We start from the raw sequence: 23,292 nt of genomic DNA, 5'->3' as shown, positions 1-23,292 counted from the left end.
CTTGGGTGCGGGTACGGGTCTGCGGCTCTAGAGGTACGGTCCGCCCGTACGGCCGCCCGCTCGCGGGTCGTCGACGCCCTCGTGGCTCGCGCCCGGCGGCAGCGCGCGGCGCATCTGCTCCAACTGGGCCCGCGCGGCCATCTGCTGAGCGAAGAGAGTGGTCTGGATGCCGTGGAAGAGGCCCTCCAGCCAGCCGACCAACTGGGCCTGCGCGATGCGCAGTTCCGCGTCGCTCGGGGTCGAGTCCTCGTTGAACGGCAGGGACAGCCGCTCCAGTTCCTCGACCAGCTCAGGTGCCAGGCCGTCCTCCAGTTCCTTCACCGAGCTCGAGTGGATCTCCTTCAGCCGGGCCCGGCTCGCCTCGTCCAGGGGAGCCGCGCGCACCTCCTCGAGCAGCTGCTTGATCATGCTGCCGATGCGCATGACCTTCGCGGGCTGCTCGACCATTTCCGTCACCGGGATCTCACGGGAGTCCTCGTCGGCGTCGATGCCGCCGAGCGCCATGCCGTCCTGACCTACGACCAGGATCTTCTGGGCGTTCTCCGGCGACCTTTCGTTCCTCGGCATCTCCATGCCGCCATTCTCTCGCACGTCCCCACCTCATCACCGTGCTGCCCCCCGTGAAAGGTGATCCACCGTTTCCGTTCGGCGGAGTCCGGAATGCGACGTTACTTCCCTGATGTGAGGCTTGTTGGGACTTTTCTTGGCGACTGGGTACCGGGAGGGGGTCACGGACGTGACTCCATGGCAGCGTGCGTTGTACGGGATGCGGGCGGGCGCGATGGGCGCGATGGGCATGGTCGTGCTGCCCTACGGCGCCGCCTCGTCGTACGCGGTGGTATCGGCGCACGGACGCGCCCCCACGTACGCCACCGTGTCGGCGTCCGCCACCCCGGCCCCGTCCTCCCCCGAACCGGACCGCGCCGGAAGCCGCGCGGGCGAGGGCCGCGAGCGGCCCGGGCGGAAGGGCGACCAGGGGGCGGACGAGGACGAAGAGGCGGAGGACACGGCAGGGGAGGACACGGGCGGAGAAGACTCGGACGAGGTGAGCGGCGACGCGGAGGCCGGTGACGGCGACCTCGCCGACGACACCGCCGGGTCCGAGTCGCCGCAGGCAGGCCTAGCCCCCGCGACCTCCGCGACGCCGCAGGACGCCATGCGGCAGGCGGCCACGCAGCGGGAGCGGGCCGACGGGCCCGTGCTGCAGATCCTGCCGCTCGGCAGCGGCCTCGTCCTCATCGGCCTGGGCATCGCCCTCGCCCTCGCCGCACTACGTCTGCGCCGCGGTTAGAGCGCCGCGGGCGCGACCAGCAGCACCTTGCCCACGTGGCCGCTGTCCTCCACGACCCGGTGGGCGACGGGCGCGTCGCTCATCGGGAGTTCGCGGTCGACGACGGGGCGAACGTGGCCGGCGACGAGCAGGGGCCAGACGTGCTCGCGGACGGCCGCGACGATGGCCTCCTTCTCCTCCGGGGGGCGGGCCCGCAGCGAGGTCGCGCTGATGGCGGCACGCTTGCCGAGGAGCGCGCCGATGTTCAGCTCGGCCTTGAGGCCGCCCTGCATGCCGATGATCGCGAGCCGGCCGTTCACGGCGAGGGCCTGGACGTTGCGGTCCAGGTACTTCGCGCCCATGTTGTCGAGGATGACATCGGCACCGGCGCCGTCCGTGGCCTGCTTCAGCTCGGCGACGAAGTCCTGCTCGCGGTAGTTGATCAGGATGTCGGCGCCCAGTTCGGCGCAGTGTTCCAGCTTCTCCTTGGTGCCCGCGGTGACGGCGACCCTCGCGCCGGCGGCCTTGGCCAGCTGGATCGCCATGGTGCCGATGCCGCTGGAGCCGCCGTGCACGAGCAGCGTCTCGCCGGGGCGGAGGTGGGCGATCATGAAGACGTTCGACCAGACGGTGCTGGTCACCTCGGGGAGCGCGGCGGCCTGCCGGAGGCCGACGCCCGCCGGCACGGGCAGCAACTGGCCGGCCGGCACGGCCACCTTCTCGGCGTATCCGCCGCCCGCGAGCAGCGCGCACACCTCGTCGCCGACGGCCCAGCCGGAGACACCGGGGCCGATCGCGGCGATCCGTCCGGAGCACTCCAGGCCGGGGTAGGGGGAGGCGCCGGGCGGTGGGTCGTAGAAGCCCTGGCGCTGGAGGATGTCGGCGCGGTTGACGGCGCTGGCCGCCACCTCGACCAGGACCTCGCCCTCGCCGGGTACGGGATCGGGGACCTCGCTCCACACCAGCGCCTCGGGACCACCAGGTTCGGGAATCGTGATCGCATGCATGAGGGGGACGCTACTCCTCGCCCCCGGCCCGGGGTCCCCCGGGAAATTCATGTGCGATCACCGATGAGTTCGCGCGACGGTAAGGGCCTCCCCATGCGAGCCGCGAGTACGCGGAAGGAACTCCCCTGAGCCGGCACACCGGCGACCTGGCGATCGAGACCGCGGGCCTGGTGAAGACGTTCGGCGGGACCAGGGCCGTGGACGGCGTCGACCTCGCCGTCCCCACCGGCACGGTCTACGGCGTCCTCGGCCCGAACAGCGCCGGCCTGACGACCACCGTCAAGATGCTCGCCACGCTCCTGCGGCCCGACGGCGGCCAGGCCCACGTCTTCGGCCACGACGTCGTCCGGGTGGAGCCGGACCCGGTGGCGCTGACCGCCCGGCTCGGCGCGGCGGCGCAGGACACGGCGGCCGGGGAGGCCGCCCAGGCCCTCGGCGAGCCGGCCCGGGCCGGCGTCACCGTCGACAACAGCGCCACCAGAACGGCGGCCATGTCGTCGCGTTGCGTCGCGATGACGATCCGTCCCGCTCCGCCGCGCCTCGGCCCGCCGCAGCACGTCACTGCGCGTCGCGTCCCCGAGGACGCCCCCGTAGCCCTCGGCCGTCGCCGCGTCGATCACCTTGGCGGTTTCACGTGAAACGCCCCCGAATGGCTGCTCTTCCGCCGATCTTTTCCCGTTTCACGTGAAACACGGAGTGTGTTTCACGTGAAACAGGCCCCGATCCCCGCCGTCGCCCACGGCAGGTCGAGGAGTTCGGTCTCCTGACCCGCCCGTGCGCCCCCCGGCGGTACGACGGCGAGCGCATCGGCCGCGGCGATGCCCCGCAGCATGGCCGGGCCGTTGTAGTGCAGCGGCACGGCATGGTCGCCCCGCAGCACGACCGGGATGAGCCGGGTGTCGTACGGGGGCCCGTGCACCGCCTCCCTCAACGGCAGCGCGTACCGCTCGGGAGCCGGGCGGGCGGCAAGGGTGCGCAGCAGGGGCTCGGCGAGGGTGAGCAGGCCGGAGACGGCAGCGAGGGGGTTGCCGGGCAGGCCGACGAGGTGCTGGTCCTCCTTGAGGCGGGCCAGCAGCATGGGGTGACCGGGGCGCACCTTGACGCCGTCGACGAGGAGTTCGGCATCGATGCGGCGCAGGGTGGGGTGAACGTGGTCGACGGGGCCCGAGGCGGTACCCCCGGTGGTGACGATCAGGTCGGCGGCGGATGCGGTGATGGCCCTGTGCAACGCCTTCGCGTCGTCGCCGAGCCTGCGTACGGCGGTGACCTCGGCGCCCAGCGCCCGCAGCCATGGAGGCAGCATCGGGCCGAGCGCGTCCCGGATGAGGCCGTCGTGCGGGCGGCCCTCGGTGAGCAGCTCGTCGCCCAGGACGAGCACCTCGACCCGGGGCCGGGGAACGGCGGTCAGCGTGTCGTATCCGGCGGCGGCGGCGAGGCCGAGCACGGCCGGGGTCACCACCGCTCCGGCGAGCAGCAACTGGTCCCCGCTGCGGCACTCCTGACCGCGCGGGCGGATGTCCTGCCCGTGCTGCATCTCACGGGTGGGGTGCAGCCGGCCGTTGTCGTCGGTGCGGCCGTGCTCGCTGCGCAGCACCGCCGTGGTGTCCGCGGGGATCCGGGCGCCGGTGGCGATCCGGACGGCCTCGCCGTCGGCGAGGGGCGCGGGCGCGGCGCTTCCGGCCAGCACGCCCTCGTCCCGCACGTGCCACGGGCCGGGGCCGGCGACCGCCCATCCGTCCATCGCCGAGGTGTCGAAGGAGGGCAGGTCGGTGAGGGCGGTCAGAGGGGCGGCCAGGACGAGGCCGAGAGCGTCGCCGAGGGTGACGGAGACGGGCGCGCGGCGGGCGGCGCCGGACCGGGCGGCGATCGTCCGGGCCTCGGGCCAGGGGGTGGCCCGGTGGCGGTGCTCCCCGGCGGCGCCCCGGTGGCCGGTCTCCGGGGCGAGGGAGGACGGAGAGCCGTTGCCGTTGTCCTCGCGCCGTGCGGGGCCGTGGTCGCCGGCCGGGCGGGCGGGGCCGTTGCCGTCCTTCACGAGGGCGAGCGCCTCCTCGACGTCGAGGTCCTCGGCGTCGAGGCCCTGCCCGGTGCCGCGGGGGGTCATCCGGCGTCCGGTCCGGAGCCGCCGGGCTCGGCGGCCTTGTCCTGCTGGGCGGCGGCGTCCTGCTCGGCCTCCTGCGCCCAGCGCAGGGCCAGCGCGGCGGCCTTGCGGGCGGCCTCGGCGACCGCCTCGGGGCCTCCCTGGGCCTGCGCGGCCGCGTAGCCGACCAGGAAGGTGGTCAGCGGGGCCGCGGGCCGGGCCACCCCGTGGGCGGCGTCACGGGCGAGGTCGAGGAGGACGCCGGTGTCGACCTCGAGGTCGATGCCCAGTTCGTCCTTGACTGCGGAAATCCATTCATCCAACACGTGGCCATGCTCCCTGATACGTGCCCTGGCGGTGGCGATGTCGTCCCAGGTGTCGCAGTCGAAGGACGCGACCGGGTCGGGGACGCGGGTGAGATCGAGCCCGGCGGTCAGCCGGCGCAGGGGCAGCCCGGTGAGGCCGCCGTGGTCGGTGGTGAGCACCGCCAGCTCGCGGCGCAGGGCGGCCGTGCGGTAGGCGGCGACGAGCGGCTGGTCGCGGCCGTCGGCGTCGGTGAGCAGCACGCCCTCGGCTCCGCCGGCGCGCAGAGCGGTCAGCAGCCGCCGTACGGTGTCCGCCGCGAGGAAGGGCAGGTCGGCGGAGAGGACGAGAACGTCGTCCGCCGCCGTGTGCCGCACCCCGGCGTCGAGCGCGGCGACGGGTCCCGCGCCGGGCGGGTCCTCCCGCGCCCAGCGCACCGGCCGGGCAGTGGGGCGGGGGGCGGCGACGACGACGGTGGTGCGTGCGTCGGCGCAGGCGCCGAGCACGCGGTCGAGCAGCGCGCGCCCGCCCACCCGCACGCCGGGCTTGTCGGCGCCGCCGAGCCGGCGGGCGCCGCCACCGGCGAGCACGACGGCGTCGTACGCCGTGTCGGGAGGCTCGTTCGAGGTCACCCCCCGAGTATGCGGGCCGCACCGGGGATGCGGGCCCCCGCGATCACGGGAAGCGCGGGGAACGCGGGAAACGCGGGGCACCCGGGGAGCGCCGAAGCCCGACCATGATCACAGGGTGCGCAACAGCACCGCCGGCTGCTCCACGCAGTCCGCCACGTACCGCAGGAAGCCTCCCGCCGTGCCGCCGTCGCACACCCGGTGGTCGAAGGTGAGCGAGAGCTGCACGACCTGGCGCACCGCCAGCTCGCCTTCGTGCACCCACGGCTTGGGGACGATGCGGCCGACGCCGAGCATGGCCGCCTCGGGGTGGTTGATGATCGGCGTGGAGCCGTCGACGCCGAACACGCCGTAGTTGTTCAGCGTGAAGGTTCCACCGGTCAGTTCGCCGGGGGTGAGGTGCCCGTCGCGGGCGGCCCCGGTGAGCCGGGCGAACTCGGCGGTGAGTCCCTCGGCGTCCCGGGCGTGCGCGTCACGGACGACGGGCACGACGAGTCCCCGCTCGGTCTGCGCGGCGAAGCCGAGGTGAACCTGGTCGAACCGGACGATCTCCCGGGCCGCCAGGTCGACGGTGGAGTTGAGCTCGGGGAAGCGTGCCAGGGCCGCGGTGCAGATACGGGCCAGCAGCGCGAGGAGGGAGATCTTCGGCCCGCCCGCCGCGTTCATTGCGGCACGGGCCCGCATCAGTTCCGTCGCGTCGGCGTCCACCCAGCAGGTCGCGTCGGGAATCTCCCGACGGCTGCGGGAGAGCTTGTCGGCGACGGCACCCCGGACGCCCTTGAGGGGGATGCGGTGGCCGGGGGTGGAGGCCGAGGAGACAGGGGCGGGGGCTGCAGCGGAAGTGGGCGTCGCCGCGGCGGCCGGGGCGGGCTGCGGGGCGGCGGCCGCTCGCAGCGCGTGCTCCACGTCCGCCCGCAGGATCAGCCCCTCGGGTCCCGAGCCGGTGAGCTGGCGCAGGTCCAGACCGTTCTCGCGGGCGAGGCGGCGGACGAGCGGGGAGATCACAGGCACGGGGCTGTCCACCGCCCTTTGCGGAACAGCCGGGGCGGCCGGGACAGCGGGCGCGGCCGGGACAGCCGGGTCCGCCGGAGCGGTCGCGTGGGCGGTCTCGTGAGCCGCCGTGTGGGCGACGGGCCTCGGCTGGACCGGCCGTACGCGCCTGCGCCGCGCCGGTGCCTCCGAAGTGCCGTAGCCCACCAGCACGTTGCCCGACCCCTCGGCCGCGCCGCCGGAGGCCGGCGCGCCGACGGCCACCGTGATCAGCGGGGCCCCGACGGGCAGTTCCGTGCCCTCCTCGCCGAAACGGGCGGTGACCACGCCGCCGTAGGGGCAGGGCACCTCGACCATCGCCTTGGCCGTCTCGACCTCGACGACCGGCTGGTCGACGGCGACCACGTCACCGACCTGGACCAGCCAGCGGACGATCTCCGCCTCGGTGAGCCCCTCGCCGAGGTCGGGGAGCTTGAACTCCAGCACCTGTGCCATCAGTTCTCGGCCTCCCACTGCAACCGCGCCACGGCGTCCAGGATCCGGTCGACGCCGGGCAGGTGGTGGCGCTCCAGCATCGGCGGCGGGTACGGGAGGTCGAACCCGGCGACACGCAGCACCGGTGCTTCCAGGTGGTGGAAACAACGCTCCGTGACACGGGCCGCGATCTCCCCGCCCGGCCCGCCGAAGGAGCCCGACTCATGGACGACGACCGCGCGGCCGGTCCGCCGTACCGACGCGCAGACCGTCTCGTCGTCGAAGGGCACCAGGGAGCGCAGGTCGACGACTTCGAGGTCCCAGCCCTCGGCGCGCGCCGCCTCGGCGGCTTCGAGGCAGACCGGGACCGACGGCCCGTACGTGATCAGTGTGGCGCTCCGCCCCGAGCGCCGCACCACCGCGCGGCCGATCGGTTCAACGGTCTGTGGGTCCTCGGGGTTCCAGGAGTCCTTGGACCAGTACAGCCGCTTGGGTTCGAGGAAGACGACCGGGTCGTCGGACGCGATGGCGGCGCGCAGCAGACCGTAGGCGTCGGCGACCGTGGCGGGTGTGACGACATGGAGGCCCGGGGTCGCCATGTAGTACGCCTCGGAGGAGTCGCTGTGGTGCTCGACGCCGCCGATGCCGCCGCCGTAGGGCACGCGGACGGTGATCGGCAGGGGCATCCGGCCGCGGGTGCGGTTGCGCATGCGGGCGACATGGCTGATGAGCTGCTCGAACGCCGGGTAGGCGAAGGCGTCGAACTGCATCTCCACGACCGGGCGCAGTCCGTACATCGCCATGCCGACGGCGGTGCCGAGGATGCCCGCCTCGGCGAGCGGGGTGTCCGTGCAGCGGTCCTCGCCGAACTCCTTGGCGAGCCCGTCGGTGACCCGGAAGACACCGCCGAGGGTGCCCACGTCCTCGCCCAGGACGTGCACGGACGGGTCGGCGGCCATCGCGTCGCGCAGCGCGCGCGTGAGGGCCTGCGCCATGGTGGCGGGCTTGAGGGCGACGGTGGTCATCGGTGCGCGCCTTCCTGCTCCGCCTCGAGCTCGGCCCGCAACAGGGCGCGCTGTTCACTCAGTTGGGGCGTGTCCTCGGCGTACACGTGGGCGAACAGGTCCATCGGGTCGAGGACCGGGTCCTGGTTCATGCGGGCGCGCAGGTCGGCGGCCATCGTCTCCGCGGCGTCCCGCGCGGATTGTCTGGCCTCCTCGTCGAGCAGCCCGCGCGCGGTCAGTTCGTGCTCCAGCAGGTGGATCGGGTCGTGTTCGCGCCAGGTCTCGACCTCGGCGTCGCCGCGGTAGCGGGTGGCGTCGTCGGCGTTGGTGTGCGCCTCGATGCGGTAGGTCACCGCCTCCACCAGGGTCGGGCCGCCGCCCTCGCGCGCGCGGCGCACGGCGTCGGCCAGCACCTCGTGCACGGCGGCGGCGTCGTTGCCGTCGACCAGGCGGCCCGGCATGCCGTACCCGACGGCCTTGTGGGCCAGCGAGGGGGCGGCGGTCTGCTTGGCGAGCGGGACGGAGATCGCGAAGCCGTTGTTCTGCACGAGGAAGACGACCGGCGCCTGCCAGACGGCGGCGAAGTTCAGCGCCTCGTGGAAGTCGCCCTCGCTGGTGCCGCCGTCGCCGACCATGGCGAGCGCGACCACGTCGTCGCCCTTGAGGCGGGCGGCGTGCGCGAGGCCCACGGCGTGCGGGAGCTGCGTGGCGAGCGGGGTGCACAGGGGCGCGACACGGTGCTCGTAGGGGTCGTAGCCGGTGTGCCAGTCGCCGCGCAGCAGGGTGAGCGCCTCGACGGGGTCCACCCCGCGCGCGACGACGGCGAGGGTGTCGCGGTAGCTGGGGAAGAGCCAGTCCCGCTCCTTCAGGACGAGCGCGGCGGCGACCTCGCAGGCCTCCTGGCCGGTGCTGGAGGGGTAGACGGCGAGTCTGCCCTGCTTGGTGAGGGCGGTGGCCTGGACGTTGTAGCGGCGGCCGCGCACCAGCTGGGCGTACAGCCGGCGCAGCAGTTCGGGATCGGCCTGCGCGGCGGCATCGGTGCCGAGGACGCGGTACGGCTCCGCGTCGGGCAGCAGCGGCGCGGGGTCGGTACGGGGCTGCCAGGCGGGCGGCGGCGTGGGGCGGTACGTGCCCCGCTGCTCCATGACCGTCATGACGGCACCTCCTCGTGGAAACGGCTGCGGGAGGCACGCCGATTGTGATGCGCCTCACCTACCGATTGTTCGGTCGCCGGCACATTTTGGCTACTGGCCCCCTCAGGCTGTGGACAAACGGTTCTCCACAGCCTGAGATGGATGCAGTACGTCCATGGCAGGGAGGCGGGGGGACATGGCACCTGAACAAATGGCCGAAGGGAGGCCGGGTCCGGAGAGCGGTGTCCCGCCGCAACCGCTGCAACCGCCGCGCCCGCTCGACGCCATCGATCAGGACATCCTGCAGATGCTCCAGGCGGACGGCCGCGCCTCGATACGGTCGGTCGCCGAACGGGTCCATGTCTCGCGCGCCAACGCCTACGCCCGGATCAACCGGCTCATCGAGGACGGCGTCATCCGCGGCTTCGGCGCCCGCGTGAACCATGAGCGCGCCGGCCAGGGCACGAGCGCGTACATCACGCTGAAGATCGTGCAGAACTCCTGGCGGACGGTGCGCGAGCAGCTCAGACAGCTGCCCGGCGCCTCCCACATCGCCCTCGTCGGGGGCGATTTCGACGTCCTGCTCCTGGTGCACACGCCCGACAACCGGGCGCTGCGCGAGGTGGTGCTCACCCGGCTCCAGGCGATCCCCGAGGTGCTCAGCACGCGCACGCTGCTGGTGTTCGAGGAGGAGGATTTGGAGCCGCAGGGCTGACCGGCGACCGGGCCGGCCGTCTCAGCCGGCCGTGCGCAGGCCCTCGAAGACCAGCCGCACCACCGCGTCGGCCACCTCGCTCTCGACCATGCCCCGGCCGCCCGGCCGGTACCACTCGGCGATCGAGTTGATCATCCCGAAGACCAGCCTCGTGGCGAGGCGCACCTCCATGTCGCCGCGCACCTCCCCGTCGGCGGCGGCCGCTCTCAGCAGATCGGCCACCCGGTGGTCGAAGTCGCGGCGCCGCTCCAGGGCCCACCGCTCGGTGTCGGTGTTGCCGCGCACGCGCAGCAGCAGCGTCACGTACGGCAGTTCGCCGATGAGCACCTCGACCATGCGCCGCACGACGTACTCCAGGCGCTCCGAGGCGTGCCCCACGCGCGCGTGCTCCTCGTCGAGGATCCCGAAGAGGCCGTCGAGCGCCCGGCTGACGGCCCGCCGCAGCAGTTCCTCCTTGCCGGCGACGTGGTGGTAGATCGACGACTTGGAGATGCCGGCCGCCTTGGAGAGGTGCTCCATGGAGGTGCCGTCGTAGCCGCGCTCGTTGAAGACCTGGACGGCGACGGAGAGCAGGGTCTCCGGGGTGTACGTGTCGCGCTTGGCGGTGGTCACGAGGCGCCCTCCCGCTTCTCGGTGGCGTAGGAGTGGCGGTAGAGCGCGAGGGACGGCGCGTAGCGGCCGGAGGGGTCGCGTTCGTGCAGGTCGTCCAGGAGGGAGCAGGCCCAGGTGCGGCCCAGCCTGCGGCTCCATTCGAAGGGGCCGAGCGGGTAGTTCACACCCAGGCGCATCGCGGTGTCGATGTCCTCCTCGGTGGCCACGCCCTTGGCCACGGCGTCGTGCGCGAGGTCGACGATGCGCGCGACCGTACGGGCGACGATCATGCCGGGGACGTCGCCGATGACGCTGACGTCCTTGCCGAGCGCCTGGAACAGGCCGATCGCCTCGGACATGGTCTGCGTGGACGTGTCCTGGGAGGCGGACAGGGCGATGCGGGTGGCCTTGCGGTAGTCGAGGGCGAGGTCGAAGTAGACGACGTCGCGGAACTCCACGGAGGTCTGGCCGTCGGCGAGGGCGAGCTGGCCGCCACCGGGGAGCACCAGACGGCTGCCGTGGTCCTCTTCCTCCTCGCGGACCTGGATGCCCGCCTCGCGGATCAGCGCGAGCAGTTCCGAGGCGGGGCCCAGGTTGCCCTCGGCGACGACGTACGCGGGCGGCTGGGCCTTCTCCGCGGTGTGCGGTTCGGCCGGCTCGGCACCCTCGCGGTAGTCGTACCAGCCCTGGCCGGTCTTGCGGCCCAGGCGGCCCGACTCGACCAGGCGTCGCTGGGCGAGGGAGGGCACGAAACGCACGTCCTGGAAGAAGGACCGCCACACGGAGTGCGTGACCGACTCGTTGACGTCCTGCCCGATCAGGTCGGTCAGCTCGAAGGCTCCCATCTTGAAGCCGCCCGACTCGCGCAGGATCGCGTCGATGGTGGCCGGGTCGGCGCCCTGTGCCTCGTAGACGGCGAACGCCTCGGCGTAGAAGGGCCGCGCGATGCGGTTGACGATGAAGCCGGGGGTGTCGGCGCAGGCGACCGGCGTCTTGCCCCAGGAGCGGGCGGTCTCGTACGCGCGCGTGGCCGAGGTGACGTCGGTGGCGTACCCGGAGACGACCTCGACCAGCGGCAACAACGGCGCGGGGTTGAAGAAGTGCAGGCCCACGAAGCGACCGGGGTTGCGCAGCGCGCCGGCGATGGCGGTCACCGACAGGGAGGAGGTGTTGGTGGCGAGCAGACAGTCCTCACCGACGACGTCCTCCAGTTGCCGCAGCAGCTCCTGCTTGGCCTCCAGGTGCTCGACGACGGCCTCGACGACCAGGGAGCAGTCCGCGAGCTCGGCGAGGCTCTCCGCGGCCCGCAGGCGGGCGCGTGCCTCGTCCCGGTCGGTGGCGGCGAGGCGGTCCTTCTCGACGAGCCGGTCGAGACGGGCGCCGATCGCGGCGGCCGCCTCACGGGCGCGCCCGGGGACGGTGTCGTACAGCCGCACGAGGTGGCCCGCGACCAACGCGACCTGGGCGATGCCCTGGCCCATGGTGCCGGTGCCGACGACGGCCACGGGGCTGCTGAGGTCGAGTGCTGTCATGTGCGCGATCCTCCCGCACGGGGTTTTCCACAGATGCGGCAGGCCCCCTTGTCCCGACCGATCGTTCGGTTACTCTAACCCTGACTGGCCGTTCCTGCCCAGGTTCCCGCCAGGTCATGGGCTCGAAGAAGAGTTCTCACGACGAGGAGTTGGTCCCGCATGGCCACCGCCGAACTGACCGCGCACGAGCTGATCGCCCAGCACCGGCCCACTCTCGACCAGGCCCTGGAAGCGATCCGCACACGCGCGTACTGGTCCCCGCACCCGGAACACCCCAAGGCCTACGGGGAGAACGGAAGCCTGGACGCGGCAGCGGGCAAGGCCGCTTTCGACGCCGTGCTGAACACCCGCCTCGACCTCGGCCAGCCCGGCACCGACGACTGGGTGGGCGGCGAGATCTCGCCGTACGGCATCGAGCTGGGCGTGACGTACCCGCACGCGGACGCGGACACGCTGCTGCCCGCCATGCGGGCCGGGCAGCGCGCCTGGCGGGACGCGGGCCCGGAGCTGCGCGCCGTGGTCTGTCTGGAGATCCTCAAGCGGATCAGCGACCGCACACACGAGTTCACGCACGCGGTCATGCACACGTCCGGCCAGGCCTTCATGATGGCGTTCCAGGCGGGCGGCCCGCACGCGCAGGACCGCGGCCTGGAGGCGGTGGCCTACGCGTACGCCGAGCAGGTCCGCACACCGGGCACGGCGGAGTGGACCAAGCCGCAGGGCAAGCGCGACCCGCTGACGATGACCAAGAGTTTCACAGCCGTCCCGCGCGGCACCGCCCTGCTCATCGGCTGCAACACCTTCCCCACGTGGAACGGCTACCCGGGCCTGTTCGCCTCCCTGGCCACCGGCAACGCGGTCCTGGTCAAGCCCCACCCGCGCGCGGTGCTGCCGCTCGCGCTGACCGTGGGCGTCGCGCGCGAGGTGCTCGCCGCGGCCGGCTTCGACCCGAACCTGGTCGCGCTGGCCGCCGAGCGCCCCGGCGAGGGCATCGCCAAGACCCTGGCCACCCGCCCCGAGATCAGGATCGTCGACTACACCGGCTCGACGGCCTTCGGCGACTGGCTGGAGGCCAACGCCCGCCAGGCGCAGGTCTACACCGAGAAGGCCGGCGTGAACACGGTGGTCGTGGAGTCCACCGCCAACTACAAGGGCATGCTCGCCAACCTGGCGTTCTCACTGTCCCTGTACAGCGGTCAGATGTGCACCACCCCGCAGAACCTGCTGATCCCCCGCGAGGGCATCCGCACCGACGAGGGTCCCAAGACCTTCGACGAGGTCGTCGCCGACCTCGCCCGCGCGGTCGACGGCCTCCTCGGCGACGACGCGCGCGCGAACGGCCTGCTCGGCGCGATCGTCAACCCGGACGTCAAGGCCCGCCTGGAGGCCGCGGCGGGCCTCGGCGAGGTCGCCCTCGCCTCCCGCGAGGTGAGCAACCCGGAGTTCCCGGACGCGGTCGTCCGCACCCCGGTGATCGTCAAGCTGGACGGGGCCAAGCCCGACGACGAGGCCGCCTACATGAACGAGTGCTTCGGCCCGGTCTCCTTCGCCGTCGCGGTCGACTCGGCGGCCGACGCGGTCGCGCTGCTGCGGCGCACGGTGCGCGAGAAGGGTGCGATGACGGTCGGCGCCTACACCACCGACGAGGAGGTCGAGGAGGCGATCCAGGAGGTCTGCCTGGAGGAGTCCGCCCAGCTGTCCCTCAACCTCACCGGCGGCGTCTACGTCAACCAGACCGCCGCGTTCTCCGACTTCCACGGCTCGGGCGGCAACCCGGCGGCCAACGCGGCCCTCACCGACGGGGCGTTCGTCGCGAACCGCTTCCGGGTGGTGGAGGTCCGCAGGGACGCCTAAGGGACGTGCGGGGCGCCCCCGGTGGCGCTCCAGTGGTACAGCGTCATGGCCACACTGGTCGCGAGGTTGTAGCTGGAGACCTGGGGGCGCATCGGCAGGGCGAGGAGATGGCCGGCACGCGCGCGCAGTTCGGCGGAGAGCCCGCTGCGCTCGGAGCCGAAGGCGAGGAGGGCGTCGTCCGGAAGCTTGACGCCCCGGATGTCGTCACCCTCCGGGTCCAGCGCGAACACCGGACCGGCCGGCAGCTCGTCGACGGTCAGCCGCTCCACGGCGGTCGCGAAGTGCAGCCCCGCCCCGCCGCGCACGACGGTCGGGTGCCAGGGGTCGAGCGTGCCGGTGGTGACCACCCCGGTCGCCCCGAAACCGGCGGCCAGCCGGATCACGGCCCCCGCGTTGCCCAGGTTGCGCGGGTTGTCGAGGACCACGACCGGGGTGCTGCGGGGCGCGTGCCCCAGCCGCTCCAGGTTGGCCTCGCGGGAGGGCCGTACGGCGAGCGCCGCGACCGCGGTGGGATGCGGGCGCGGCACCAGGGCCGCGTACGTCGACTGCGGGACCTCCGTCAGGAGCGCCTCCAGCGCCTCGCGCACGTCGGGGGCGAGCTCGTCGGCGAGGGCGAGCGTCGCCCGCCGGTCGACGGTGACCGCGACCGGAACCTCGGCCCCGAAGCGCACGGCGTGCTTGAGGGCGTGGAAGCCGTCGAGCAGGACGCAGGCGTCGGCGAGCCGGTGCCACCGGCCGAGCGGGTCGCGGCCGGTGGTCACGGGGTCGGTCATGCCGTGAACCCTACGCGGGTGTGCTCGGGGTTCTCCTCGGCCCGCGGCTCCGGCGCCGCCGTACGCCCGCCGTCGGAGAACAGCCGTCCACGCGCGCGTGCCGCCCAGCCGCCCAGCCGGCGCAGGAACGGCGTCGGCAGGAAGACGGCGTCCGTCGCGATCATCGCCAGCGAGAAGAACGGCAGCCCGAGCACCACGGCGATCACCGCGTGCTCGGTCATCATCAGGGCCAGCAGGACGTTCTTCAGCCGCCGGTTGAAGAGGGTGAACGGAAAGGCGACCTGCACGATGACGGTCCCGTAGGTCACGAGCATGACCATCGTGCCGCTGCCGGCCAGCAGGTCAGCGAGCGCGGGCCAGGGCGAGAAGTAGTCCAGATGCAGGGGGTAGTACACGGCGGTGCCGTCCTGCCAGCGCGAGCCCTGGATCTTGTACCAGCCGGCCGTCGCGTAGATCAGACAGGCCTCGGCCATGATCACGACCAGGGCGCCGTTGTGCAGGATGTTGCCGATCACGTCGAGCAGGATCCGGGGCTCCGCCGACTTCCTGAGGCGACCGACAGCCCACCACAGGCCCTGCACGGCCCACGCCGCCCACAGCAGCGCCGGAATGCCCCACTCGCTGTGGAACCGGTCTGCCACGGTCACCGTGACCAGCACGAACCCCGAGGCGGCCCACAGGACGGGACCGACCCGGTCGGTGACCCGCGCCCCACGCGCGCGTGCCTCGTGCTCGCGCCGCGCCCGCCGCGCGTCCAGCGACCACACCCGACCGCACCGCATGAACACGAGGTAGATCGACATCAGGTGCAGGACGTTGTCGCCGCCGTCTCCCATGAAGACGCTGCGGTTCTGCAGGGAGAGCACGCCCACCATGAACAGCACCGACATCGCGCGGGTGCGCCAGCCCAGCAGCAGCAGTGCGCCGGAGAGCAGCGCGAGCGCGTACACGGCCTCGAACCAGCCCCGGCCGTCCGACCACATCAGGGCCGTGAACGCGCCGTTGGTGTCGATCAGCTGCCGGGCCAGCTCCCAGTCCCAGGGCCCGTCGGGGCCGTAGAGCTCCTGGCGGTGGGGGAACTCGCGCAGCAGGAACAGCAGCCACGTGGCGCTGAAGCCGATCCGGACCACGGCGCTCTGGTACGGCCCGAGCGCCGACTCGGTGACGCGGGCGATGGCGGTGGACACCGACAGGGAGAACCGGTTCACCTCGTGCCTCCCTCGATCTCGCCGTCCGGCACCGCCCACCAGGGCAGCTCGCGATAGACCGGGCTCATCGACACCTTCTCGTCGCTCCACTTCGGCGGGGTCACGTTGGTGGTCTGCGAGCGGACCTGGACCCGCTCGACGACACCGCCGTCACCGGCCGCGCCGCCACGCTCCAGACGCAGCACCACGATCCGGCGCAGATACGTCTCGGAGAGGGCGCCGCGTATGCCTACCGAGCGGTTGTCGTTGCTGTGCGTGGCGGTGAAGAAGTCCCAGGCGCGGCGCAGCTCGTTCTGCTGGGTGTGGCTCGGCAACAGGTTGCCGTCGATGGCCCGGCCGTCCTGCGCGGACAGGTCGTACCAGCCGGTGGTCCTCGACCCGCCGTCCGAGGTGCGGACCTGGGCGCGGACCTGGACGGCGATGTTCTGCTGCAACGGGTTCGGCGCGAACAGCTTCCAGTTCTGCTCGAACTCCGGGTAGATCCACTCGTCGATCGCCTTGCCGTGCGCCTCGGTGACCGTGTTCGACGGCGCGACGTGCAGGAACACCATCCCCACGTGCACACAGACGGCGACCGCGACGACGGCGAGCGCCAGCGCGGCGCCGATCTGGTAGCGCGGGGAGAGAGCGGCCACACCGGTCCGGGGCCCGGGGTGACGGGGCGCGGTGGCGGGGAGGGCGGCGGTGAGGCCGGGGGCGCGGCCGGCGGCCGGCCACGCGACCGGGCCGACGGGCTCGGCCACCAGGCCACGTTCAAAACCGCCGGGACCTCCGGAACCTCCGGAACCGCCGGGACTTCCGGGACCTCCGGGACCTCCGGGACCTCCGAGCTCGGCCGGAGTGCCGGGATTTACAGGTCTGGCGGGCTCGGCTCGGGGGCCAGCGTTGCTGGCCTCGGCTCCGGGGCCGGGTTCAGGGCTGGGGAGCTCGGCTCGCGGGCCAGCACCGCTGACCTCGGCTCGACGGCCGGGTTCAGGGCTGGGGAGCTCGGCTCGGGGGCCCGGAACCGCGCCCTCCACCGGTGGCGTCTCCCTCTCGGTCTCCGCCCCCGCCTCCCCTGACGTGTTGGGCCCCTGCGGAGCGCCAGAGCCTCCGTCGTACGCGTCCATTCCGCCCCGTTCCCCGATCCCGGTCGTCTTCGCGCTGCGTCGCGCAATCGCGAACGGTACTCAGCCTCACCCGTTCGGCGCAGCCCTCCCCCCGCGGCACCCGGGCCGGGCCGGGGCGGGGCGGGTTGTCCACAGGGGACGCCCGCAGGTTATCCACAGCGGTTGACACCTTACGACGGCCGTCCCACCATGGAATCGCACGGACCGAACGATCGGTCGGGAGAAGGCTCGGGCAGAGCCGACGCCGGGGCACCGCCCCAGGCCCAAGGTCAAGGGGGACCGCATGGCGACAGCAGCCGCGCACCAGACGGCCCGCACACAGCCGCGCACCGCGCAGAACAGCGGGACCGGCGCCGACGAGGCGTACGAACGCGCCTTCGACGCCACCGTCGCCGCCGACGAGCGCATCGAGCCACGCGACTGGATGCCCGACGCCTACCGCGCGACGCTGGTGCGCCAGATCGCCCAGCACGCCCACTCCGAGATCATCGGCATGCAGCCGGAGGCCAACTGGATCACCCGCGCGCCCTCCTTGCGCCGCAAGGCCATCCTGATGGCGAAAGTCCAGGACGAGGCGGGCCACGGGCTCTACCTGTACAGCGCGGCCGAAACTCTCGGCACCGGGCGCGAGGAACTGCTCGACAAGCTCCACACCGGCCGCCAGAAGTACTCCTCGATCTTCAACTACCCCACGCTGACCTGGGCGGACGTCGGCGCGATCGGCTGGCTGGTGGACGGCGCCGCGATCACCAACCAGGTCCCCCTGTGCCGCTGCTCCTACGGCCCGTACGCACGCGCGATGGTCCGCATCTGCAAGGAGGAGTCCTTCCACCAGCGCCAGGGGTACGAGCTGCTGCTCGCCCTCAGCCGCGGCACCCCGGAGCAGCACGCCATGGCGCAGGACGCGGTGGACCGCTGGTGGTGGCCCTCGCTGATGATGTTCGGCCCGCCCGACGACGAGTCCGCGCACTCCGCCCAGTCGATGGCCTGGAAGATCAAGCGCCACTCGAACGACGAACTGCGTCGGCGCTTCGTCGACATCTGCGTCCCCCAGGCGGAGTCCCTCGGCCTCACGCTCCCCGACCCGGACCTGAAGTGGAACGAGGAGCAGGGGCACTACGACTTCGGCGCCATCGACTGGACCGAGTTCAAGGAGGTCCTCAAGGGCAACGGCCCCTGCAACGAGCAGCGGATAACGCAACGCAGGCGCGCACACGACGAGGGCGCGTGGGTACGAGAGGCGGCCGCGGCCCACGCGGCCAGGCGCAGCAACGGGACGAAGACGGAAGTGGAGCAGGCATGACGAACACCGACTGGCCCCTGTGGGAGGTCTTCGTGCGCTCCCGGCGCGGCCTCTCCCACACCCACGCCGGCAGCCTGCACGCGCCGGACGCCGAGTTCGCCCTGCGCAATGCCCGCGACCTGTACACCCGGCGCGGCGAGGGCGTCTCGATCTGGGTCGTGCCGTCCTCGTCGGTCACGGCTTCCTCGCCCGACGAGAAGGACCCGTTCTTCGAACCGGCCGCCGACAAGCCGTACCGGCACCCGACGTTCTACGAGATCCCGGAGGGGGTGAAGCACCTGTGACCACGACCACGCACACCAACACCGCCGCTCTCGCCCTCGGCGACGACGCCCTGGTGCTCTCCCACCGCCTGGGGGAGTGGATGGGTCACGCGCCCGTACTGGAGGAGGAGGTCGCCCTCGCCAACATCGCGCTCGACCTGCTGGGCCAGGCCCGGATCCTGCTGTCGATGGCCGGCGACGAGGACGAACTGGCGTACCTGCGCGAGGAACGCGCCTTCCGCAACATCCAGTTGGTAGAACAACCCAACGGCGACTTCGCCCACACCATCGCCCGCCAGCTGTACTTCTCCACCTACCAGCACCTGCTGTACGCACGGCTGGCAGCCGGCCAGGGCCCGTTCGCGGGGCTCGCGGCGAAGGCCGTCAAGGAGGTCGCCTACCACCGCGACCACGCCGAGCAGTGGACACTGCGGCTCGGTGACGGCACCGACGTCAGCCACGAGCGGATGCAGCGCGCCTGCACCGCACTGTGGCGGTTCACCGGAGAGATGTTCCGCCCGGTGGACGGCCTCGACCTCGACGGGGCGGACCTGGACTCGGTCTGGCTGGAGTCGGTGAAGAACGTGCTGGGCCGGGCCGGCCTCGCGGTGCCCGAGGGATCGCGCACCGGAGCCTGGAGCGCCGGCGCGGGCCGCGAGGGCCTGCACACCGAACCCTTCGGCCGGATGCTCGCCGAGATGCAGCACCTGCACCGCAGCCACCCGGGGGCGTCATGGTGACGCTCACCCCGCTGGAGGCGGAACTCCTCGCGGTCGCCGGCGCGGTGCCCGACCCCGAACTGCCCGTGCTCACCCTTCAGGAACTCGGCGTGCTGCGCGCGGTGCACATCCGCGACACCGACGCCGTCGAGGTCGAGCTGACCCCCACCTACACCGGCTGCCCGGCCGTGGAGGCGATGTCCGCGGACATCGAACAGGCACTGCACGAGCACGGGGTACGGGAAGTCACCGTACGCACCGTGCTCACGCCCGCCTGGTCGACCGATGACATCTCCGCCGAAGGGCGCCGCAAACTGAGGGAGTTCGGCATCGCGCCGCCGCGCGCCACCCGGTCCGCGCCGGGCCCGGTGCCCTTGACGCTGGGCCCCACACACACCGTCCGCAGCGAACCGCACAACCTGCTCGAAGGTCCTGACGAGCCGGACGAGCCGGTCCGCTGTCCGCACTGCGGATCCGCCGACACCGAGCTGCTCAGCCGCTTCTCCTCCACCGCCTGCAAGGCACTGCGGCGCTGCCTCTCCTGCCGTGAACCCTTCGACCACTTCAAGGAGTTGTGATGGCCCGCTTCCACCCGCTCCAGGTGGCCGCGGTGGACCGCCTCACGGACGACTCCGTCGCCCTCACCCTCACGGTCCCCGACGAGCTGAGAGAGGAGTACCGACACGCCCCCGGACAGCACCTCGCCCTGCGCCGCGTGACCGACGGGGCCGAGATCCGTCGGACGTACTCGATCTGCTCGCCCGCACCCGCCCCGGACGGCGAGGGACCCCGCACGCTGCGGGTGGGCGTCCGGCTGGTCGAGGGCGGGGCCTTCTCGACGTACGCGCTGAAGGAGATCAACGTCGGCGACGAGCTGGAGGTGATGACTCCGGCGGGCCGGTTCACCCTCGACCCCGCGCCCGGCCTGTACGCGGCGATCGTCGGCGGCAGCGGCATCACCCCGGTGCTGTCGATCGCCGCGACGCTGCTGGCCCGCGAGCCCGCGGCCCGCTTCTGCCTCATACGCAGCGACCGGACGGCTGCCTCCACGATGTTCCTGGAGGAGGTCGCCGACCTCAAGGACCGCTTCCCCGAGCGGCTGCACCTGGTCACGGTGCTCTCCCGGGAGGAACAGCAGGCCGGGCTTCCCTCCGGGCGGCTGGACCGGGAGCGGCTCACCGGGCTGCTGCCGTCACTGCTGCCGGTGAAGCACGTCGCCGGGTGGTTCCTGTGCGGGCCGTTCGGGCTCGTGCAGGGCGCGGAGCAGGCGCTGCGGGAGATCGGGGTCGCGCGGTCCCGGATCCACGAGGAGATCTTCCACGTGGACGTCACGGCACCACCGGCACGCGCGGCCGCCCCCGCCCACAGCACCGTGACAGCCCGGCTCGACGGCCGCGGCGGAAGCTGGCCCGTGCGGGACGGGGAGTCGGTCCTGGAGACGGTGCTGCGCAACCGGCCCGACGCGCCCTACGCCTGCAAGGGCGGGGTGTGCGGAACGTGCCGGGCCTTCCTGGTCTCCGGCGAGGTGCGCATGGACCGCAACTTCGCTCTGGAGCCGGAGGAGACGGACTCCGGGTACGTGCTGGCGTGCCAGTCGCATCCGCTGACGGAGGCGGTGGAGGTGGACTTCGACCGGTGAGGGCACAGTGAAGATGAGAAGTGCGCAGTGAGTGGGCGACCGGCCGTTCCCTTCTTCTAGAACCTGTTCTATCTTGACGCTCCGTCAGATCAGCTGACCCGTCGGGAGGACAGGCCGTGGACTTCACCTTCACCGAGGAGCAGCAGGCCGCGGCCGAGGCGGCGCGGGGAGTGTTCGCCGGGGTCGCCCCCGACAGCGTGCCGAGCCCCGCGCTCACCAGGGGCGCCGTGGCCGACGACTTCGACCGCGCACTGTGGTCCAGGCTCGCCGCGGCGGACCTGCTGAGCCTGCTGCTCGACGAGGGGTCCGGCGGGGCCGGCCTCGACGCGGTCGCGCTCTGTCTCGTGCTGCGTGAGTCGGCGAAGGTGCTGGCGCGGGTACCACTGCTGGAGAACAGCGCGGCCCTGGCCGCCGTACAGGCCTACGGCGGCCAGGAGTTGAGGTCGTCCCTCCTCGCCCGGGCCGGACGGGGCGAAGTCGTTCTGACCGTCGCCACCAACGGCCGCACCGGCCACGACCCGGCCGAACTGGCCGTCACCGCAAGGCAGGACGGCACACACGGCACACACGGCGCGGACGGCGCGGACGGCGCTCCCGGCATGAGCGGTGCAACAGGCCCGGGCGGCGGAGAGTGGGTGCTGGACGGGGTGCAGACGGCGGTCTCATGGGCGTACGACGCCGACTTCGTCGTCGTACCGGCGCGTACCGGGGACGACCGGAGCGTCCTCGCCATCGTCCCCCGCGGACACGAAGGAGTCGTGCTCGCCGAACAGATCTCCACCACCGGCGAACGGCTCGGCGAACTGCGCCTCGACTCGGCACGGATCGCCGCCCGGGACGTCATCACCGCCGACGGCGCCTGGGAGTGGCTGCGCGCCCTGCTGGCCACCGGGACCTGCGCGCTGGCGCTCGGTCTGGGCGAGCGCGTACTGGGGATGACCAGCGACTACGCCGGCAAGCGGGAGCAGTTCGGGCACCCGATCGCCAGCTTCCAGGCCGTCGCCGTGCAGGCCGCCGACCGCTACATCGACCTACGCGCGATGGAGGTCACGCTGTGGCAGGCCGCCTGGCGGATCGCCTCCGGGGCACCTGGCGCACTGCCGGCCTCCGGTGACGTCGCCGTGGCCAAGATCTGGGCCTCGGAAGGCGTACGGCGGATCGTGCAGACCGCGCAGCATCTGCACGGAGGCTTCGGCGCCGACGTCGACTACCCGCTGCACCGGTACCACGCCTGGGCCAAGCACCTGGAACTGTCGCTCGGCCCGGCCGCGGCACACGAGGAGGCCCTCGGCGACCTACTGGCCGCCCACACCCTCGGCTGACCTGCGCGCCCACGCAGGAACTCGCCGGCCTGCGCTCCCACGCAAGGACTCACCGGCCTACGCGCCCATGCAAGGACTCACCGGCCTACGCGCCCATGCAAGGACTCACCGGCCTGCGCGTCCCGCAGGGACTCGCCCGCTGCCGCCTACAGGACGAAGCCCGGCCGGCCCTCGTCCGTGACGACCGGACGGCCCACGGCGGCCCAGATCTGCATGCCACCGTCGACGTTCACAGCGTCCAGGCCCTGCTGGACGAGGTACATCGTGACCTGGGCCGAACGACCGCCGGAGCGGCAGATCACATGGACCCGCCCGTCCTGCGGAGCCGCCTCGGTCAGCTCGCCGTAGCGGGCGACGAACTCACTGATGGGGATGTGCAATGCCCCTTCGGCGTGGCCCGCCTGCCACTCGTCGTCCTCGCGGACGTCCAGCAGGAAGTCGCCGTCCTTGAGGTCTCCGACCTCGACCGTGGGCACACCAGCTCCGAAACTCATGCCCCGACGCTACCCGACCGGACAAGCGCCACGACTGCCCCTCTAACCCACCAGCTCGGCCAGCTCCGCCTCGCGTGCGGTGACATCGGCGAGGAGCTTGTCGGCGATCTCGTCCAGGAGGCGATCAGGGTCTTCCGGCGCCATCCGGAGCATCGAGCCGATCGCGCTGTCCTCCAGTTCCCGGGCCACCAGCGTGAGCATCTCCTTGCGCTGGGCAAGCCACTCGAGGCGGGCGTAGAGCTCCTCGCTGGGGCTAGGACTGCGCTCCGCGGGCGCCGGACCGGCCGCCCACTCCTCGGCCAGCTCACGCAGGAGTGCCTCGTCGCCATGGGCGTAGGCCCCGTTCACCCGGGTGATGAACTCCTCGCGCCGCGCCCGCTCGGCGTCCTCCTGCGCCAGGTCGGGGTGGGCCTTGCGGGCCAGCTCGCGGTACAGCTTGCGAGCCTCCTCGCTGGGCCGGACCCGCTCCGGGGGCCGTACCGACTGCTCCGTGAGCATCGCAGCAGCCTCCGGGAACAGCCCGTCGCCGTCCATCCAGCCGTGGAACAGCTCCTCGACCCCGGGCATCGGCAGCACCCTGGCCCGTGCCTCGGCGGCCTTGCGCAGGTCGTCGGGGTCACCGGTGCGGGCGGCCCTGGCCTCGGCGATCTGCGCGTCCAGCTCGTCGAGCCGGGCGTACATCGGACCGAGTTTCTGGTGGTGGAGCCGCGAGAAGTTCTCGACCTCGACGCGGAAGGTCTCCACCGCGATCTCGAACTCGATCAACGCCTGCTCGGCGGCCCGCACGGCCTGCTCCAGCCGTGCCTCCGGCCGGGGCTGTTCAGCTTCGGGGGTCGTCACCCGACCAGCCTAGGCCAACGCCACCCGAATCAACGCTGCCATC

23 protein-coding genes and 2 pseudogenes are annotated in these 23,292 nt (G+C 72.6%); 10 read left to right on the top strand and 15 right to left on the bottom strand.

Annotated elements, in window-relative coordinates; all coding sequences use genetic code 11:
- Window positions 1-27: 27 nt before the first annotated feature.
- Window positions 28-573 (bottom strand): bacterial proteasome activator family protein, encoded by a 546-nt coding sequence (locus OG289_RS26155; RefSeq protein WP_327316452.1) that lies wholly within the window; start codon window positions 571-573, stop codon window positions 28-30.
- Window positions 574-736: 163 nt separating this feature from the next.
- On the opposite strand from OG289_RS26155, the gene OG289_RS26150 reads away from it, so the two are divergent.
- Window positions 737-1,291 (top strand): hypothetical protein, encoded by a 555-nt coding sequence (locus tag OG289_RS26150; protein ID WP_327316451.1) that lies wholly within the window; start codon window positions 737-739, stop codon window positions 1,289-1,291.
- On the opposite strand, the gene OG289_RS26145 is transcribed toward OG289_RS26150, so the two are convergent.
- On the bottom strand, window positions 1,288-2,277 hold the full coding sequence (locus OG289_RS26145; protein WP_327316450.1) for an NAD(P)H-quinone oxidoreductase: 990 nt from the start codon (window positions 2,275-2,277) through the stop codon (window positions 1,288-1,290). The two genes, OG289_RS26150 and OG289_RS26145, sit on opposite strands and share 4 nt — an antisense overlap.
- Before the next feature lie 125 nt (window positions 2,278-2,402).
- On the opposite strand from OG289_RS26145, the pseudogene OG289_RS26140 reads away from it, so the two are divergent.
- Window positions 2,403-2,640 (top strand): annotated as a pseudogene (locus tag OG289_RS26140) (ATP-binding cassette domain-containing protein); the annotation flags it as partial.
- Between the two features lie 106 nt (window positions 2,641-2,746).
- Here the strand turns inward: OG289_RS26140 and OG289_RS49750 are convergent.
- The 6 genes and pseudogenes from OG289_RS49750 to pdhA all read right to left on the bottom strand — a co-directional run.
- Window positions 2,747-2,906: pseudogene (locus tag OG289_RS49750) on the bottom strand (NAD-binding protein); the annotation flags it as partial.
- A 74-nt stretch (window positions 2,907-2,980) separates the two neighbouring features.
- Window positions 2,981-4,378: a molybdopterin molybdotransferase MoeA gene (locus OG289_RS26135; RefSeq protein WP_327316449.1), complete on the bottom strand. Its 1,398-nt coding sequence runs from the start codon at window positions 4,376-4,378 to the stop codon at window positions 2,981-2,983.
- On the bottom strand, window positions 4,375-5,289 hold the full coding sequence (locus OG289_RS26130; RefSeq protein WP_327316448.1) for an NTP transferase domain-containing protein: 915 nt from the start codon (window positions 5,287-5,289) through the stop codon (window positions 4,375-4,377). The genes OG289_RS26135 and OG289_RS26130 overlap by 4 nt, the downstream gene beginning before the upstream one ends.
- 108 nt (window positions 5,290-5,397) lie before the next feature.
- Window positions 5,398-6,771 carry a dihydrolipoamide acetyltransferase family protein gene (locus OG289_RS26125; RefSeq protein ID WP_327316447.1) on the bottom strand — a complete coding sequence of 458 codons (1,374 nt, stop codon included), beginning with the start codon at window positions 6,769-6,771 and terminating at the stop codon, window positions 5,398-5,400.
- Window positions 6,771-7,775, bottom strand: a complete 1,005-nt coding sequence (locus OG289_RS26120) for an alpha-ketoacid dehydrogenase subunit beta (RefSeq protein ID WP_327316446.1) — start codon at window positions 7,773-7,775, stop codon at window positions 6,771-6,773. Before OG289_RS26120 ends, OG289_RS26125 begins: the two co-directional genes overlap by 1 nt.
- Window positions 7,772-8,908, bottom strand: coding sequence for a pyruvate dehydrogenase (acetyl-transferring) E1 component subunit alpha (gene pdhA / locus OG289_RS26115; protein WP_327316444.1), 1,137 nt, complete (start codon window positions 8,906-8,908; stop codon window positions 7,772-7,774). The genes OG289_RS26120 and pdhA overlap by 4 nt, the downstream gene beginning before the upstream one ends.
- A gap of 175 nt (window positions 8,909-9,083) precedes the next feature.
- On the opposite strand from pdhA, the gene OG289_RS26110 reads away from it, so the two are divergent.
- A complete protein-coding gene (locus OG289_RS26110) occupies window positions 9,084-9,602 on the top strand; it encodes an Lrp/AsnC family transcriptional regulator (protein WP_327316443.1) in 519 nt (172 codons plus the stop codon).
- A gap of 21 nt (window positions 9,603-9,623) precedes the next feature.
- Here the strand turns inward: OG289_RS26110 and OG289_RS26105 are convergent, their stop codons facing one another.
- Together OG289_RS26105 and OG289_RS26100 are read right to left on the bottom strand one after the other, a co-directional pair.
- Entirely contained in the window at window positions 9,624-10,214 is a 591-nt protein-coding gene (locus OG289_RS26105) for a TetR/AcrR family transcriptional regulator (RefSeq protein WP_327316442.1), read from the bottom strand.
- The gene (locus tag OG289_RS26100; RefSeq protein ID WP_327316441.1) at window positions 10,211-11,725 is read right to left on the bottom strand and encodes a 3-hydroxyacyl-CoA dehydrogenase; all 1,515 of its coding nucleotides are present in this window, start codon (window positions 11,723-11,725) and stop codon (window positions 10,211-10,213) included. Before OG289_RS26100 ends, OG289_RS26105 begins: the two co-directional genes overlap by 4 nt.
- Window positions 11,726-11,884: 159 nt before the next feature.
- Between OG289_RS26100 and paaN the strand changes: the two genes are divergently transcribed.
- Complete coding sequence (gene paaN / locus OG289_RS26095; RefSeq protein WP_327316440.1) at window positions 11,885-13,579, top strand: phenylacetic acid degradation protein PaaN; 1,695 nt, start codon at window positions 11,885-11,887, stop codon at window positions 13,577-13,579.
- Here the strand turns inward: paaN and OG289_RS26090 are convergent.
- Genes OG289_RS26090 through OG289_RS26080 form a run of 3 tightly spaced genes read right to left on the bottom strand, consistent with a single transcriptional unit; the run spans window position 13,576 to window position 16,669 of the window.
- The gene (locus tag OG289_RS26090; RefSeq protein WP_327316439.1) at window positions 13,576-14,352 is read right to left on the bottom strand and encodes a TrmH family RNA methyltransferase; all 777 of its coding nucleotides are present in this window, start codon (window positions 14,350-14,352) and stop codon (window positions 13,576-13,578) included. The genes paaN and OG289_RS26090 overlap by 4 nt on opposite strands.
- Window positions 14,349-15,560, bottom strand: coding sequence for an HTTM domain-containing protein (locus tag OG289_RS26085; RefSeq protein ID WP_327316438.1), 1,212 nt, complete (start codon window positions 15,558-15,560; stop codon window positions 14,349-14,351). Before OG289_RS26085 ends, OG289_RS26090 begins: the two co-directional genes overlap by 4 nt.
- On the bottom strand, window positions 15,557-16,669 hold the full coding sequence (locus OG289_RS26080; protein WP_442818954.1) for a DUF5819 family protein: 1,113 nt from the start codon (window positions 16,667-16,669) through the stop codon (window positions 15,557-15,559). Before OG289_RS26080 ends, OG289_RS26085 begins: the two co-directional genes overlap by 4 nt.
- Before the next feature lie 283 nt (window positions 16,670-16,952).
- Between OG289_RS26080 and paaA the strand changes: the two genes are divergently transcribed.
- The 6 genes from paaA (at window position 16,953) to OG289_RS26050 (ending at window position 21,915) form a co-directional block, all read left to right on the top strand.
- The gene (gene paaA, locus OG289_RS26075) at window positions 16,953-17,972 is read left to right on the top strand and encodes a 1,2-phenylacetyl-CoA epoxidase subunit PaaA (RefSeq protein ID WP_327316436.1); all 1,020 of its coding nucleotides are present in this window, start codon (window positions 16,953-16,955) and stop codon (window positions 17,970-17,972) included.
- Window positions 17,969-18,256, top strand: coding sequence for a 1,2-phenylacetyl-CoA epoxidase subunit PaaB (paaB, locus tag OG289_RS26070; RefSeq protein ID WP_327316435.1), 288 nt, complete (start codon window positions 17,969-17,971; stop codon window positions 18,254-18,256). The genes paaA and paaB overlap by 4 nt, the downstream gene beginning before the upstream one ends.
- Complete coding sequence (gene paaC / locus OG289_RS26065; RefSeq protein ID WP_327316434.1) at window positions 18,253-18,975, top strand: 1,2-phenylacetyl-CoA epoxidase subunit PaaC; 723 nt, start codon at window positions 18,253-18,255, stop codon at window positions 18,973-18,975. The genes paaB and paaC overlap by 4 nt, the downstream gene beginning before the upstream one ends.
- Window positions 18,969-19,532: a 1,2-phenylacetyl-CoA epoxidase subunit PaaD gene (paaD, locus tag OG289_RS26060; RefSeq protein WP_327316433.1), complete on the top strand. Its 564-nt coding sequence runs from the start codon at window positions 18,969-18,971 to the stop codon at window positions 19,530-19,532. The genes paaC and paaD overlap by 7 nt, the downstream gene beginning before the upstream one ends.
- Window positions 19,532-20,593 (top strand): 2Fe-2S iron-sulfur cluster-binding protein, encoded by a 1,062-nt coding sequence (locus OG289_RS26055; RefSeq protein WP_327316432.1) that lies wholly within the window; start codon window positions 19,532-19,534, stop codon window positions 20,591-20,593. The genes paaD and OG289_RS26055 overlap by 1 nt, the downstream gene beginning before the upstream one ends.
- 116 nt (window positions 20,594-20,709) lie before the next feature.
- A complete protein-coding gene (locus tag OG289_RS26050; RefSeq protein ID WP_327316431.1) occupies window positions 20,710-21,915 on the top strand; it encodes an acyl-CoA dehydrogenase family protein in 1,206 nt (401 codons plus the stop codon).
- A 146-nt stretch (window positions 21,916-22,061) separates the two neighbouring features.
- Here the strand turns inward: OG289_RS26050 and OG289_RS26045 are convergent, their stop codons facing one another.
- Window positions 22,062-22,391: a rhodanese-like domain-containing protein gene (locus tag OG289_RS26045; protein ID WP_327320804.1), complete on the bottom strand. Its 330-nt coding sequence runs from the start codon at window positions 22,389-22,391 to the stop codon at window positions 22,062-22,064.
- A 60-nt stretch (window positions 22,392-22,451) separates the two neighbouring features.
- On the bottom strand, window positions 22,452-23,249 hold the full coding sequence (locus OG289_RS26040) for a hypothetical protein (RefSeq protein WP_327316430.1): 798 nt from the start codon (window positions 23,247-23,249) through the stop codon (window positions 22,452-22,454).
- Between the last annotated feature and the right edge of the window lie 43 nt (window positions 23,250-23,292).

The sequence above is a fragment of the Streptomyces sp. NBC_01235 genome, assembly GCF_035989285.1.
Classification (GTDB): Bacteria; Actinomycetota; Actinomycetes; order Streptomycetales; family Streptomycetaceae; genus Streptomyces.
Note: the sequence above shows the minus strand (reverse complement) of the source record. Positions and strands in the feature narration are given on the sequence as shown.